Consider the following 14,974-nt stretch of genomic DNA (forward strand, 5'->3'; position numbering starts at 1 on the left):
GCACCCCGCTACGACGTCGGCAAAACCGTCAAACGTCCCGAGACCCTCAAGGCCATCGGCAGGCCTGGCCGTTCTTGGTAGATAAAGAACAAGCTAAGAGCGTCACCATGTGCCTGATCGTAGGGGAAGTGCTGCCTACGAGCCCGGGCATTGCTTCGTGTAAGCCGCAATTAACGCCGACACGACCATGCGCAGTTGGTGGTGTGCGTCGGACTCGGGACCGGCAACCTTGCTTCCCAAGGTGCCTTCCAGATGTACTCGGTGGGTGCACCTTGAGCTATGCCAGAATTGAAAACAGCGGTACGTCTGCCGATTGATCACCGCGCGCTCGGCTGCGCGCCTATGCTCGCCGGATGGAGCAGGGCGAAGTGGTGAAGCGGGTGGTGGCATCCTCCCGGAGGCGGTCGAGGTATGTCGGCTGCTCGAAGAGAACGTCGACTGCGACGGCCTGGAGACAGATCCCGACGTGGTGACCATGCTTCAGGACCTGGCACTGCGGGCCGAACAGACCGGCTCCGACGAGCCGGACGATCTGGGGTCGAAGTAGCCCGCATATACCACGTTCCGCACCTCCATGAATTCGAATGGTCTGCCGTGCATCTGACCTACTAAGGTCACCTCTGTGAACAAGGCATTCAAGAATGCCTGGTCGAAAACACCTAGCGTATGAGGAGTTTGCACGTGCTCAAGCTCAAGGCTGTCGTTGCATTAGCAACGCTTGCCTCCGCCGCTATTGCCGCCAACGTCGGAGAGTCGGTGTCGACGGCCCCCCGTGCCGTCGAATCGCCTCGCGCGACGCCTTCGGCCCTGATCGCCACCCCGGTGCGGGAGGCGGTCGCTCGTCCGGTCGTCGCGCAGCCGACGATCGGGCGTCCGACCGCTGTCATACCTGTACGCACCGGAACGGATCAGTGGATGTGGATAGTCCCGGCGGTTGCCGGTAGCGGCCCGGCGGCGCCGGAAGGTGCCGCGGACGTCCTGGTCGAGGTCTGACAAGACCCGCCGCGCCGACTCCGGGGTGCATGCGCTCAGGAGTCGGCCACCTGTTGATGGTCCCGCAGCAGGCGCCGCAGGTCATCTGCCTCCTCCCACATCTCAAGCCGTGAGTACAACGCCACGCCCAGCCTCGCGTGACGTCCCGCCGATCGCCGGTCGCCCGTGCTCAGAGCCGTGCGGGCCAGCCCCGCGGCCGCTTGGGCGCAGCCTGTTAGCGAGCCGGCCTTTCGGGCGACCGCCAGGGTTTCCTCGTATGCCTGCCTTGCGGCGGCGAACTGCCCTGACGCGTACTGGACGTCGGCCGCACCGAGCAGGGCGCGCTGGTACTCGTAGGGGCTGTCGATCCTGCGGGCCACTTCCACCGCCGCGAGGAGATGCGACAGCCCTTCGTCACGACGCCCCATCTCCGCGTATGCCTTGCCCAGTTGGACGAGAGCGTTGGCCTCACCCAGGGAATCACCGTGGCCTCTGTGCGATGCTAACGCGCGCCGGAAGCAGGCCAGGGCCCGCGCGGTCTGCCCGGTCGCCTGGTACACCGCCCCCATGTTCGTGTCCAGGATGTCCAGTTCCTGTCGGCCGCCGTGCCGTTCCGCCAGCGCCCGGGAGCGTTCGTAGTGGGCGAGGGCCTCCCCGTACCGACCCTGGCTCTGATAGAACTCGCCCAGATTGTTCTGGGCGTAGATCTGCCCGAGCAGGTTCCCGGTCTCCTCGTAGATGCCGAGAATCGCCCGAGCCCTGTCCAGCGCCTCCCCGTGACGGCCTGCCTGGAAGAAGGCCGCGCCCTGGACGTTCAGCGCGCCCGCCTCGCCCTCGCGGTCCCCGACCTTCCGGTACCCGGTCAGGGCCTCGTCGATGACGCGCAGGGACGCCCCGCCGCGCCCCGCTGCCAGATGTGCCCGGCCCGCCTGGAAGAGGGCGTCCGCGCAGCCGTGCGGATGGCCGAGACCGCGGAACAGCTCCAGTGCCTCGCCCGCACAGTTCAACGCCTCGTCGGGACGGGTCTGCGCCAGTACGTCGGCGGCCTCGGCCAGCGTCTGCGCGAGGGCGTACGGGGTGCCGAGGGCGCGCAGGGCGTGCACGGCCGCTCCGTAGAGCTCGTTGGTGACGGCCCAGGTGCCCCAACGCTTGAGTACGGGGGCGAGCACGTGCGGGAAGAGAGCCGCGTACGCGGGAGCCTCGTCGGCTGCCGTACGGGCGACCGCGAGGAGGTTGGCGTGCTCCTGGACCAGCCACGCCGAAGCGCTGTCGGCGTCGCTGAATCCGGGGGCGTACGCCGAGGCGCACTCCGGCCCCGCGGGCAGTCTCCGGCGGTGCGGCCGGGTGTGCAGGTCGGCGCGGTGCGCCGTTGTGAGGTAGTGGCCGAACAGCCTGCCGACCGCCTGGGCCCGGGACTCCTCCGGCTCGGCCCGGCCGAACATGCGCAGCGCGAAGGCCCTGGTGAGATCGTGCAGCCGGAACCGGCCGGGGGTGGGCTCCTCAAGGAGGTGGAAATCGTGGAGTTCGTCCAGACCGCGGCGGATCCGGGTGCCGTCCGGGGGCGCGCCGACCAGTGCCGTGGCGGCGGTGGCCGTGATGTCCGGACCGGGATGCAGCGCCAGGTGACGGAGCAACTTCTGGGTGGGGGTCGTCAGTTCGTTGTACGAGAAGCGGAACGCGGAGACGAGTTCGCCGTCGTCGAACTCGTCCAGCGGGTCGGCCGCCGCGGCCAGCCGGTCCAGCAGATGGCGCAGGGTCCAGGACTCCCGGTGCCGGAAGCGGCTGGCGAACCAGTGGAGGAGCAGGGGGTGGCAGCCGCCGGCCCGGACCACGAGCGCGAGCGCCTCGGGGTCGGCGGAGACCCGGTCGGCGCCCGCGATCCGGGTGAAGAGGACGGCGGCCTCCTCTTCGGACAGCCCCTCCACCAGGAGCGAGGAGGCGCCGTCCAGCCCGGCGAGCCGGCTCCGGCTGGTCACGATCGCCCGGCAGGTCGCGGCGCCGGGCAACAGCGGACGCACCTGGGTGGCGTCCCGCGCGTTGTCCAGCACCACGAGCACCCGGTGGCGGGCCGTCCACTCACGCCACCGAGCCGCCCGCGCGTCCAGTGAGTCCGGCAGGTCGCCGCCGGCCCCGGCCGCGTGCAGCAGCACCGCGAGGGCCTCGGCGGGGTCGTACGGCGCCTGCCCGCCGAACCCGTGCAGATCGACGTAGAGCCGGCCTCCCGGATAGGCGTCGTGGAGGCGGTGGGCGGCGTGCACCGCGAGCGTGGTCTTGCCGATGCCGGGCATGCCGTGGATGACGGTGAGCGGCATGGCGTACGTGGCGGAGCCGTCCGGCCGTGCCGATTCGCCTAGCAGCAGCCGGAGTTCGGCGGCGCGGCCGGTGAAGTCGCGGCTGTCGCGCGGAAGGTTGCTGCGCGGCCCGGGGCCCGCCGGCCGGTCGACGCGTACCGCCGTCTCCAGGAGCGTACGGTCCTGTTCGAGGATGCGCTGGTGGAGCTCCCGAAGGTCCGAACCCGGTTCGATGCCGAGCTCCGTGCGCAGCCGGGTCCGCGTGGTGCGGAAGACGGCGAGTGCCTCGTCGTGCCGCCCGGACCGGTACAGCGCCAGCATCAGATCGGCGATCACCCGCTGGGCCAGCGGATTCTCCGAAGCCAGCCCCTGCAGTTCACCGACGACATCGGCGTGCCGCCCCAACTCCAGCTCCAACCCGATGCGTTCCTCCCGCACCCGGCGCAGGTCCTCGACCAGGCGGCCCCGTACCGAGGTGGCCCAGTCGCTCCTGGACTCGGGCAGCGGATCGCCGCGCCATCGGTCCTCGGCCGTGCGCAGCAGACCGATCGCCAGCTCCCGCTTGCCCTGCCCGGCCGCCGCGCGGGCCTCCTTGCGCAGCCGCTGGAAGTGCGAGACATCGACCTCGGTACGGGCGTCGACGCTGAGCTTGTACTGACGCGGCGACGGGCGGTCCACCTGGATGAGGTCGCCGACCGAGTCGTACAGCAGCCTGCGCAGCTTCGATACGTAGCTCTGCATGGTGTCCACCGGCGACTTGGGCTGATCATCGCCCCAGACCCGGTCGATCAACGCGTCCATGGAGACCGGCTCACCGAGCGAATGCACCAGAACGGCCAGTACGCAGCGCGTTTTCACCGATCCGAGCCCGCACTGCTGTCCTTGATGCCATAGTTCAAGAGGTCCCAGAGCAAGAAGTTCCACATCGCCCCCGCTGGGTGCGCTGCTTCCTGCCGTCGACGGCAGCGCCCGCACCTGTGTGCAGGACCTTCCACTGTCACCCCGGGGGCGGGTAGCAGACAGGGGCGCACGGGCGCGTACCGGGCGCACCTCCCCACTGCCGTTCCGAACGCCCGGGAGCCGCTCGGGAGATGTCGGCAATCGGCCCCCGGAGCCGGCCCGGAACCGCCCGCACCCGGAGTGCAGGATTCCTGCAAGCGACCCGTCAAGCGCGTCGGGCATGACTTCGGCGTGCGCCGCGAAACGACGCGGCGTCTCGGACGGGGCCACCGGTCCGAGGACGAGGAATCGGGGGAACGATTCTATGAGTCTGACATTGGCCGAAACGCATCGGCCGCATGTGCCGATGCGTCTGGACGTGGACCGCTGGGCCACCCGGCAGATCCGCCGGAGGGTGCTGGCCGTCGTGCATACGGTGACTGCCGGACAACGGCTGCTGGACGCGGTACGGCTGCTGGAGGGCGACGCCCGGGTACAGGTCTTCTTCACCTCGGCGCCCGACGTGTTCAGTCACGGGGTGGACTCCTTCCTGGAAGAGCTGGGCGGGCTGGTCCTGCCCTGGCACCAGGCGGTCCAGATGCCCTTCGACCTGGCGCTGTCCGCAGCCCACGGCGGGCTGAACGACCTGCACGCCCCGGTGATCGTGCTGCCGCACGGTGCCGGGCACAACAAGCTGGTGCCGGCCGGGCAGCGCGGACGCCAGGTCGCGGAGCGCGGGGTGTACGGGCTGAACCGGCAGTGGCTGGTCCAGGACGGCAGGCTGGTGCCCGAGTCGATCGTGCTGGCGCACCACGAGGAGCTGACTCGGCTCGGCCGCGAGTGCCCCGAGGCGCTGCCCGCGGCGGAGGTGGTGGGCGACCCCTGCTTCGACCGCATCGCCGCGAGCCTGCCGCTGCGGGCGCTCTACCGCGAGGCACTGCACACCACGGCCCGGCAGCGGCTGGTGCTCGCCTGCTCCACCTGGGGGCCGCGCTCCCTGTTCGGGCAGAGCCCGGAAGTCCTGGAACGGCTGGTCACCGAACTTCCCCGGGACGACCACCGGATCGCGCTCCTGCTCCACCCCAACGTCTGGAACGCCCACGGGGAATGGCAGATCCGCAGCTGGCTGGCGCACCTGGGCAGGACGGGCCTCACGGTGATCAGCCAGCACGCGGACTGGGTCGGTGCCCTCGTCGCCGCCGACTACATCGTCGGTGACCACGGATCCGTCTCGCTCTACGGATCGATGACCGGCGTCCCCGTCCTGATGGCGGGCGCGCCGGAGGCGGACGTGGACCCGGGATCCCCGGTGGCCGAACTGGCCTCCCTCGTCCCCAGGCTGCACCGCGACCGGCCGCTCGGCCGCCAGCTCGCCCGCTCCTCGGCGCTCTACCGGCGGCAGCGGTACGAGCGGATCGCGGACCGCATCACCTCCGAACCCGGCCGGTTCGCCACCCGGATGCGCACGCTGATCTACCGCAAGCTGCGCCTGCGGGCCCCCGCGGTGCGACTCGCCGCCGAGCACGCGCCGCTGCCGTTCGGCGTGCGGTACGACGAACGTGGCGGGGCAGTGCGATGACCGCGCTCACCGTGGCGCTGTACGAGGATCCCCGGGCCCGGGGGCCGGTCCGCCGCACCGAGGTCATCCTGCTGCACCCGGCCGCCGGCGCCCCGGTCGTGGACGAACACGTACGCGTCCGGCTGCCCGCCCCGTCCCCGCTGCCGCTGCTCGCCGATGTGCTGGTGGCCGGGGGAGACGGGCCCCGGTCCGCGACGGCGCTGGCGGGCCGTCACCCCGGAGCCCTGGTGGTGGCCGTGCACCGCGGCCCCCGGTGCTGGCTGCTCCTCGGCGGTGCGGGCCGCCCGGTGACGCTGGACGCGCGCCGGACGGACGCGCCGTGGGCGATCTGGGCCTCGGTCGCCCACGCCTGGCTGGTGGCCGGGCTGCCCGTCGCGGAGTTCGGCACGACGGCGCTACGGATCGTCGGGAGCACGCGCACTCAGCCGGCGGCGCCGCCGTCGTCCGCGGTGCCGTTCTCCCGGGCCTCCGGTCCCAGCGCGTCCAGCCTGTCCCGCACCTCCTGCGCGTCGGCCGAGTCCGGCCCACCGACGCCGGAGTACAGGACCAGCGCCTCCCGGTAGCACTGCCGGGCGAGTCCGGGCTGCCCGCGCCGTTCGGAGACCAGGGCCAGACCTCCCAGCGCGCGGGCCGTCTCGTGGTCGGCGGACATGGGCCGAAGTGTGTCCAGCGCCCCCCCCCGCAGACCGGCCTCGGCCCGGTCGAGCAGTCCCAGGCCGAGGTACGCCCGCCCGGCCAGCGCGTCGGCGCGGGCGGTGTTGTACGTGTCACCGGCCTCCAGCAACACGGCTCGGGCGGCCTCGGTTTCACGGGCGGCGTCCTCGTACAGCCCGCGCGACAGCGCGACATCCGCGAGGTTTAACCGCGCCAGCGCACCGGCCCTGCGGTCCCCGCAGTCCGGCAGCTCGGCGGCCGCCCGGCCGAAGAACTCGGCGGCCCGGTCCGGCTCACCGAGCCGCTGGTGGGCCAGACCCCGGTAGTTGAGCGTCCGGGCGTGCCCGAGCGCATTGTCGGTGCGCAGGAAGGAATCGGCGGCCCGCTCGAACATCACCAGCGCCTGTTCCGGGCAGCCCATGTCGAGTTCGCCCAGGCCGCCCGAGGTGAGCATCCGGCACGCCGCCGCCGCGTCGTTGCACTCCTCCGCCGCGAGCAGCCCCTCCCGGTGCGCCTCGCGCCACTCCGCGTAGAACTTCCGCCGCAGGAACAGCGGCCACAGGGCGTCGGCCAACTGCCAGCCCAGCGCCGGAATCCCGGCCGGACGGGCGATCCGGAGCACCGCCATGAGGTTGGGCAGCTCGTGTTCGAGCCAGTCCAGCGCGGCGTCCGCCGCACCCGTGCCGTCACCCGTGCCGCCGTCACCGAACTCCGCGACCACGACCGGGTCGGGGCCGTAGTCCCGGGCCATGGTGCGGTGCTGGGGGTCGATGACCTCCTCCGCGTGGGTGGCGTTGGCCAGGTAGTGGTAGCCGATGCGGCGCAGCGCCGCGGCCCGAGCCCCGGGGGACTCCTCCCGGTCCGCCTGCGCCACCGCGTGCAGCCGTACCAGGTCGTGGAAGCGGTAGCGCTCGGTCCCGGCCGCCTGGCCGGCGTCGATGAGCAGACTCGCGTCGTACAGCACATCGAGCGCATCGGCGGCGTCCGAGCCCAGGACCGCGTCGGCCACCGGTCCGCCGAACTCCCGCCCGGGGTGCAGCCCCAGCAGCCGGTAGAGGTGGGCGGCCCCGGCCGGCAGACCCTGGTAGGAGAGGTCCAGCGCCGCCCGCACATCGTGGTCGCCGTCGATCGCCAACGCCTCCAGCCGGTCGTGCTCCTCGGTCAGTGCCCGGACCATCGTGGTGATGCCGTGCCGGGGGCGCGCCGCAAGCCGGGCCCCGGCGATACGCACCGCGAGCGGCAGCCCCGCACACAGATCGACCAGGGCCCGCGCCTCCTCGGGCTGCTCGGCCACCCGGCCGTCCGCCAGGGTCGAATCCAGCAGCTCCACCGCGGCTTCCCGGCCGAGCGGCTCCAGATGGATGACATGGCCCCCGTCGACGCTCAGCCCCGGCAGCCGCCGCCGGCTGGTCACCGCGGTCACGCACTGCCCCGCCGGTAACAGCGGCCGGACCTGTGCCGCGGTCGCCGCGTCGTCCAGCATGACCACGAGCCGCCGGTCCGCGGTCAACGACCGGTACAGCGCGACCCGTTCGGCCAGGACCGGGGGCACCTGCGGGGTTGGCACACCCAGGGCCCGCAGGAACCGCCCGACCACTTCTCCCGGGTCGACCGGGCCGCCGGGCGACTGGGCCCCCAGATCCGCGTACAGCTGGCCGCCGGGAAAGTGCGGGCGGATGGTGTGCAGCCAGGCCAGCGCGACCGCCGTCTTGCCGACGCCCCCCAGCCCGCTGACCGCGGCCAGCGTCGGATGCCCCTCCCTGGTGGCACGGGCGCGGTGCCCCTCCAGCGTGCTCACCTCCGCCGAACGGCCGGTGATCCGGATCGAGGGCGGGAGCTGCCAGGGCGGCCTCGGCCCGCGGGCCTCCGGCGCGGCCTCCCCGTGGAAGTGAATGCCGCCGTACACCTTGCCCGACTGGATCGCGGGGCCGTGCACCGTACCGCTCAAGTCGTTGCCACTGTGCTCGTGCCCCAGCACCGGTCCCCCTCCGGACGGTCACCCGGCCGTCTCCTGGAGAACATCCTTTCCGCACAGGCGAGCGAAAAATCCGGCTCGCCGGGGGTCGGACCCTCCCGCATGTCCTGATATTGCCCAGGGTGCCGTTCACGGATGTGTCGGAGGCATATTCCAGACAGCCCGCGACGCCCCCCGGAGCCGCGGCGAACGCCCCCGTCCGGCCCGGACCGCCGACGGGAAGCGTCGATTGATCACCACCCGCACAGCTGCGCGCCTATGCTCGCCGGATGGAGCAGAGCGAAGTGGTGAAGCGGGTGGTGGGCATCCTCACGGAGGCGGGCGAGATCCGTCGGCTGCTCGAAGAGAATGTCGACCGCGACGACCTGGAGACCGATCCCAGCGTGGTGACCGTGCTCCTCAACGAGACGATGCCCCGGATCTCCGTCCCCGAGGACGCCTCGATCGAGGAGATCGCGACGCTCGTCGGCCGGGAGGTCGGCGGTGCGGTGGAGCAGCTGGTCGGCGCGTTCACCCTGGCCTTCGCGATGCTGGCCCAGGTGCACGACTCCGGGCAGACGGACGTGACCTCCGCCGATGTGCTCCAGGACCTGGCGCTGCGGGCCGAACAGATCGGCTCCTCCGGCCCGGACGACACGGGACCGGAGGAAGCGGGCGCGTAGGCCGCGCGGATTTCGCCCGGCGACACTGGATCCTCGGAACACTGGCCTGCACTTCATCGGCCTACGGCTCGGCTCACCGGTCTGAGGCTCACCGGCTTACGGCTCGGGTGACTTCCTGGCTTACGACTCACCGACCTGCGTTTCACCGGCTCCCACCCCGGAACGGGCCCCGCGCGCCCCGCGCACGCCCGCGTTCGCCCGCCGCAGCAGTACCACCGCCACCACCGCAGCGGCGAGCGCGACCAGTGCCGCGACGGCACCGACCTCGCCGACCGCCGTCGTGTACTCCCGTCGCCCGGGGGCGGAGAGGCCGATGAACAGCCCGCCGCACACCGCGGTGCCCAGCGCGAGGCCCACCTGGCGGGCGGTGTTGGCCACGGCCGCGGCCGTGCCCGCGCGGGCCGGGTCGGCGTCCCGCATGGCCGCGGACGGAAGCACCGGCGACACCATGCCCGCACCGATCCCGGTCAGCAGCAGCGACGGCACGAGCGCCGCCGGCCCGTAGGAGACGCCCAGCAGCGCGAAACCCGCACACCCCGCGGCGCAGAGCGCGGTGCCGGCACCCAGCGGGATCCACAGCGGTACGCGCTGGAGCACCGCCCCGCACGTGGCGGAGACGACGAAGAAGACCGCGGGCTGGAGGGCCAGCAGCAGCGAGGTGTCGACCGCGCCCAGGCCCGCACCGTCCTGGAACCACGACGACACCACCGTCAGCGGCCCGAACGCGGCGAAGTAGTAGCCGAACGCCACCACGACCACGGCCAGGAACCTGGGATGGCGGAACAGTGCCGGATCGATGACGGGATCCGGCGTACGGCGCTCGTACGCGACGAAGGCGAGCACCGCCACGGCCGCCACGACGGCGGCGAGCCTCGGACCCGCCCCCGCCCCGTGCTCGCCGAAGAGGAGCGTCCCGACGACCAGGGCGGCGATGCCCGTGCTCAGCAGGGCCGACCCCGGCACGTCCATCCGCCCGGCCGCGCGCTCCGGGTCGCGGGGCAGGAACACGAGGGCGAGCACCATCCCGGCCGCCCCGACCGGCACCGCGAGCAGAAAGATCCAGCGCCAGCCCAGGGCCTCGGCGAGCAGCCCGCCGCAGACATTGCCGACCGCGGCGGCCAGCCCGGCCACGGCGCCCCACACGGCGAAGGCCCGGTGCTGTTCCCGGCCCTGGTACGACGCCTTGATCAGCGGCAGCGTGGTCGCGAACATGGCCGCCCCGCCGACCCCCTGCGCACCCCGGAACACGATGAGTTCCCGCACCCCGGGTGCCAGCCCGCAGGCCAGCGAGGACACCGTGAAGAGAGCGAACCCGGCCAGGAAGACCCTGCGCCGGCCGATCGCGTCGCCCACCGCCCCGCAGACGATCAGGAGCGCCGCGAGCGCCAGCGTGTAGAGGTCCACGACCCACTGCAACGCCGCGAAGTCGGTGTGCAGATCGGCGGCGATCGCCGGAATGGCGACGGTGACGACCGTGGCGTAGGCGAGCAGCAGAAAGGTGGCCGTGCAGGCGACGACCAGGGGAGCGAAGTGACGCAGTTTCACGGTTCAGTTCCTTCCGGACGGCCGGGCGTACGCGTCCAGGCAGCGGTTGCGTTCATCGAGGTAGGCGATGGCGAGGCGGCCCGTCACCGGGTTCCGGTAGGTCTCGCACTCGACCTCGTACACCTCGTGGATGAGATCTCGCGTGAGCACCTCGTCCAGCGGCCCGTGGGTCACCACGGCACCTTCCTTGAGGACGTACAGCTCGTCGCAGTAGCCCGCCGCCATCGGCAGGTCGTGCAGCGCGGCGAGCACCCCGATGCCGAGTTCCTTGACGATCGAGAAGATCTCCAACTGGTGCTTGATGTCCAGGTGGTTGGTGGGTTCGTCGAGGATGAGGAAGGCCGGTTCCTGGGCAAGTGCCCGCGCGAGTACCACGCGCTGGCGCTCGCCGCCGGACAGGGTCCGGAAGCTCCGTTGCGCGTACTCGCCCATGTGCACCCGGCGCAGCGCCCGCCGGACGATCTCCCGGTCCCGTTCGCCGGTCGTCTCCAGCAGCCGCTTGTGCGGGGTGCGCCCCATCGCGACCATCTCCGCCACCGTGAAGTCGAAGCTCAGGTCGTTGAACTGGGCGACCACCGCGAGCCGGGTGAAGACCGCGCCGGGACGGCTCGCGAGCAGGTCCAGTCCGTCGAGCACCGCGGTCCCGGAGTCGGGGGTGACGACCTTGTAGACGCTCTTGAGGAACGTGGATTTGCCGCACCCGTTCGGCCCGACCACACCGACGAACCGGCCGTCGGCCACTTTCAGGCTCAGGTCGCGCACGACCCGTGCGCCGCCGAGCGTGACCGAGATGTGCTCCGCGCTCAGTCCGCGGTGGCCCGAGGCGCCGTCATGTGCCCTCGCGGCACGGTCATTTGTCACCGAACCCGTACTCCTTACGGATCAGCATGTGCAGGAAGAGAGGGGCGCCGAGAACGGACGTCACGATGCCGATCGGCAACTCGGCGTTCGGGACCGCGACGCGTGCGGCCACATCCGCCCAGATCAGGAAGAGCGCTCCGGACAGCACTGCGACGGGGAGCAGCCCGCGATGGTCCGGCCCGATCACACTGCGCACCACATGCGGGACGATCAGGCCGACGAAGCCGATGATTCCGCAGGTGGCGACCAGCATTCCGGTGACCACGGCGGCCAGCACCAGATGGATCCGCCGGTGCAGCCCGGGATCGATGCCCAGGGTGACCGCGGCCTCGTCGCCCATGAGCAACGCGTTCAGGACCCTGCTCCGGAAGAGGAAGAAGGCCGTGGCGATCAGCACCACGGTGCTGACGGCGGGCAGCGAGGCCCATTCCGCGGAGGCGAGGCTGCCCATGCTCCAGAACGTGACCGAGCGGACCCCCTCGGAGCTGTCGGCGAAGTACACCAGCGCACTGGAGGCCGCACCGCACAGGGCGTTGACCGCGGTACCGGCGAGGATCAGCTTGACCGGTGACGTACGGGAGCCTCCGCTGCCCACACCCAGTACCAGGGCGGCGGCGGCCAGTGCCCCGATGAACGCCCAGAACGGCACGCCGAGTCCGGCGACGGCCCCACGGCCCCGGCTGCCCCGAACCCGGTCAGGATCGCGAACGCGGCGCCGAGGGACGCCCCCGAGGAGATGCCGAGGACGAAGGGATCGGCGAGCGGGTTCTGGAGGGTGGCCTGCATGACGGTGCCGCACAGCGCGAGCCCGCCACCGACGACCGCGGCCAGCAGAACCCGCGGGAGGCGGATGTTCCAGATCACGTCCACGAACATGGGGTCACCGGGACCGCCGATCCCGGTCAGCCCGTCGAGCAGCACCCGCGCGGACTCACGCACCGGGACGTCGACCTGACTGATCGAGACCGACAGGACGGCTGAGCCGGCCAGCAGGAGCAGGAGAGCGGCCACCAGGGCGGACGGCGCCACCCGCCATGCCCTTCCGCCCCGGCCCGCCCGCGTCGCCCGCCGTTCCTCCTGTCGTTCCCTGCGCCGCTCCCCTCGCCGCTCCCCTCGCCGCTCCTCCCGCCGCTCCTCCCGCCGTTCCTTCCGTTCCGGCGCGATCATGTCCTGGCTCATGAGGCCGGGAAGAGGTCGGGGTGGACGAACTCCGCGACGTCCTCGCACAGGTCCGCGAGCGCGAGCGAGCCCCGGATCGAGGTCGTGTAGTCGGCGATCATCACATCGCCGTTCCTGATCGCGGTGACGTTCTTCAGGCGCGGGTCGCGCAGCAGGCGGTCGCGCGACTTCTCGCCGTCCGACTTCTGGAACTCGGTGACGATGATCTTGTCCGGGTCCGCCGCGACGATCGATTCGAGCGAGAGCTGCGCGTAACTGTCGTCGGTCAGTTCCATGTGCGTCCCGCCGGCGCCGTTCACCATCTCGTCCACCAGGCCCAGGGAAGGCGCGTAGTAGTCGTAGGTGTCGCGCCCGCCACTGGCGACCAGGAGAACCTCGGGGGAGTCGGTGGCCTTCTTCGCCCGGCGTCCGATCGTCGCGATCCGGCTCTTCTGCTCCCGTGTGTAGGCCTCGGTCCGCTCCGTCCGGCCGAAGACCTCGCCCACGTGCCGGACGTCCTCGTAGTAGCTGTCCAGATCACGGCCCGTGGTGTAGTTGACGGCCGGAAGCACGTCCACTCCCCGCGCGTTCCAGAACGGGATCTCACCGATCTTGTCCGGCTTCAGCGCGAACGACATGGTGAGGACGAGGTCGGGTCGCAGGGCGAGGACCGCCTCCCTGGAGGGGAGCTGGTCGGAGATCTTCGGCAGCTTCGCGATCCGGTCCGCGTACTTCGAGTACGAGTTGTCGAGGTAGCCCACCCCCACGATCCGGTCGTCGAGCCCGAACTCGACCATCAGCTCGGCCAGGGCCTGCCCGATCACGACGACACGCTTCGGCTCGGCCCCGACGGTCTGCTTCAGCTTCTTGCCTGCGTCGTCCATGACGTCCACGGTGACCGGGTAGCGGCCCTGCCCGGACGCCTCGTCGCCACCGCGCACGGCAGCGGGTTGCGCGGTATTCGCACAGCCGGCGAGCAGGAGGGCCGAACCGGCGGCGAGAGCCGCGCGGACGCGTATCGGGATCCGGAGCGGGGAGGCGTTCACGATGTCCTTTCGGGGAGGGCGTGGCGTCGGCCACCCGGCCATCCTCGAAAGGAACGCGGCGGAACGTGTACGGAGAGCGGGGCCGGGAAATGTGGAGCGGGCGCCCCCGACGAGGACGCCCGCTCCACCCTCCGCGACCCCGCGGGATCAGGAAACGGCCTCCCGGACACCGGCCACTGCCCGGCCCGCCCGGTACTGCCGGGGCGTCCGCCCGTAGTGCTTCTTGAATGCGTGACAGAAGTTGCTGGGACTGGAGTAGCCGCTTCTGAGCGCGACGGCGGCGACGCTGAGATCGGTCTCCACGAGCAGCAGCGAGGCCCGGCGCAGGCAGGCGTTGCGATGGTGGTTGAAGACCGTGTCGCCGTAGAGCTGCTTGAAGCCCTCGTTCAGCCGCTTGGGAGTCATCCCCAAGCTTCGCGCGAGCGACTCCCCGGTGTGCTGCTCGTGGAGGTTCTCCATCAAAAGCTCCGGAACCCTCCGGATCCGCTCGATCTCGTACTCCGCCATGGGCGGCCGGACCGGACCGTGCGGGGACTCGGTGCCCGCGACGATCCGGGCGAGGATCTCCATGACCTTCGACTCCAGATACAGCGCGCGGAACCGGGCCGGCAGCGCGCACGTGAACAAGTCGGCGAACGCGGCCGCGAGTTCGGGCGGAGCCTGCCGGCCGAGATAGTGCGCGTCGCGCAGCTCGGCCGGCATCCCCTCGACGCTCTCCTCCCAGGCCGCCGTCCCCAGACTCCCGAAGAAGACGCCGGTCGCCTCCCGGCGGGCCGCGATCGACACACCCCGGTAGCGCTGCCCGGCGGGCCGGACGAGCCGCCCCGCCGAAGCCCGCGAATGCGATATCGACAGCTCGTTCGCCCCGAAGACCGTCGCCCCGGTCGCCCGCTCCTCCAGATGCATCAGCCCGTCGACGCAGTACTCCAGCTCGAAGTAGTCGCCGGCGAGATCGAAGTCCAGGATCAGCTCGTCGTGGAACGTCAGGTCGTACAACGTGAGCGTGACCCCGTGGAGCAGCTCATGGACGGTGATGCTCCCGGTCCCGGTCTCCGGCCGCAGGTCGTACACCCGGGCCCCCTCCACACCACCGCTGCGGCAGGTCGCGATCGCCGTGTAGAACTCCCGGTACTGCCGCCCGAGATCCGCGTACCCACGCGCGGACGTGAGAGAGAAGCGCCTGGTCACACCGCCTCCAGAGAAGTGGGCATCGACCCTCTTATTTTAAGTAAGGGTAACCTAAGTTCTCTTGTCGGGGTTGGCCCCGGTGTCTGTGATGGCGGAGTGCCCCG

The 14,974-nt window shown here is 71.4% G+C and carries 12 protein-coding genes; 4 read left to right on the forward strand and 8 right to left on the reverse strand.

Annotated elements, in window-relative coordinates; all coding sequences use genetic code 11:
* Window positions 1–313: 313 nt before the first annotated feature.
* Window positions 314–547, forward strand: a complete 234-nt coding sequence (locus tag ABZ622_RS35765) for a hypothetical protein (RefSeq protein WP_360550544.1) — start codon at window positions 314–316, stop codon at window positions 545–547.
* Between the two features lie 134 nt (window positions 548–681).
* Entirely contained in the window at window positions 682–993 is a 312-nt protein-coding gene (locus tag ABZ622_RS35770) for a hypothetical protein (RefSeq protein ID WP_360550546.1), read from the forward strand.
* Window positions 994–1,028: 35 nt separating this feature from the next.
* Here ABZ622_RS35770 and ABZ622_RS35775 read toward each other — a convergent pair whose 3' ends face one another.
* Window positions 1,029–4,121, reverse strand: coding sequence for a BTAD domain-containing putative transcriptional regulator (locus ABZ622_RS35775; RefSeq protein ID WP_360550548.1), 3,093 nt, complete (start codon window positions 4,119–4,121; stop codon window positions 1,029–1,031).
* Between the two features lie 406 nt (window positions 4,122–4,527).
* Here ABZ622_RS35775 and ABZ622_RS35780 point away from each other — a divergent pair, with 406 nt between their 5' ends.
* Window positions 4,528–5,781 carry a hypothetical protein gene (locus ABZ622_RS35780; RefSeq protein ID WP_360550550.1) on the forward strand — a complete coding sequence of 418 codons (1,254 nt, stop codon included), beginning with the start codon at window positions 4,528–4,530 and terminating at the stop codon, window positions 5,779–5,781.
* A 421-nt stretch (window positions 5,782–6,202) separates the two neighbouring features.
* Here the strand turns inward: ABZ622_RS35780 and ABZ622_RS35785 are convergent, their stop codons facing one another.
* Window positions 6,203–8,413 (reverse strand): NB-ARC domain-containing protein, encoded by a 2,211-nt coding sequence (locus tag ABZ622_RS35785; RefSeq protein ID WP_360550552.1) that lies wholly within the window; start codon window positions 8,411–8,413, stop codon window positions 6,203–6,205.
* Between the two features lie 266 nt (window positions 8,414–8,679).
* On the opposite strand from ABZ622_RS35785, the gene ABZ622_RS35790 reads away from it, so the two are divergent.
* Window positions 8,680–9,072, forward strand: a complete 393-nt coding sequence (locus ABZ622_RS35790; RefSeq protein WP_360550554.1) for a hypothetical protein — start codon at window positions 8,680–8,682, stop codon at window positions 9,070–9,072.
* Between the two features lie 120 nt (window positions 9,073–9,192).
* Here ABZ622_RS35790 and ABZ622_RS35795 read toward each other — a convergent pair whose 3' ends face one another.
* From ABZ622_RS35795 to ABZ622_RS35820, 6 genes are all read right to left on the reverse strand, one after another.
* A complete protein-coding gene (locus ABZ622_RS35795; protein WP_360550556.1) occupies window positions 9,193–10,617 on the reverse strand; it encodes an MFS transporter in 1,425 nt (474 codons plus the stop codon).
* Between the two features lie 3 nt (window positions 10,618–10,620).
* Window positions 10,621–11,478, reverse strand: coding sequence for an ABC transporter ATP-binding protein (locus ABZ622_RS35800; RefSeq protein WP_360550561.1), 858 nt, complete (start codon window positions 11,476–11,478; stop codon window positions 10,621–10,623).
* A complete protein-coding gene (locus ABZ622_RS35805) occupies window positions 11,468–12,073 on the reverse strand; it encodes an iron ABC transporter permease (protein ID WP_360550563.1) in 606 nt (201 codons plus the stop codon). Before ABZ622_RS35805 ends, ABZ622_RS35800 begins: the two co-directional genes overlap by 11 nt.
* Window positions 12,034–12,657 carry an iron chelate uptake ABC transporter family permease subunit gene (locus ABZ622_RS35810; protein ID WP_360550565.1) on the reverse strand — a complete coding sequence of 208 codons (624 nt, stop codon included), beginning with the start codon at window positions 12,655–12,657 and terminating at the stop codon, window positions 12,034–12,036. Before ABZ622_RS35810 ends, ABZ622_RS35805 begins: the two co-directional genes overlap by 40 nt.
* A complete protein-coding gene (locus tag ABZ622_RS35815) occupies window positions 12,654–13,682 on the reverse strand; it encodes an ABC transporter substrate-binding protein (protein ID WP_360550567.1) in 1,029 nt (342 codons plus the stop codon). Before ABZ622_RS35815 ends, ABZ622_RS35810 begins: the two co-directional genes overlap by 4 nt.
* A gap of 147 nt (window positions 13,683–13,829) precedes the next feature.
* Window positions 13,830–14,870 carry an AraC family transcriptional regulator gene (locus ABZ622_RS35820; protein ID WP_360550569.1) on the reverse strand — a complete coding sequence of 347 codons (1,041 nt, stop codon included), beginning with the start codon at window positions 14,868–14,870 and terminating at the stop codon, window positions 13,830–13,832.
* Window positions 14,871–14,974: the final 104 nt, after the last annotated feature.

The sequence above is a fragment of the Streptomyces sp. NPDC007164 genome (assembly GCF_040634135.1).
Taxonomy (GTDB): domain Bacteria; phylum Actinomycetota; class Actinomycetes; order Streptomycetales; family Streptomycetaceae; genus Streptomyces; species Streptomyces sanglieri.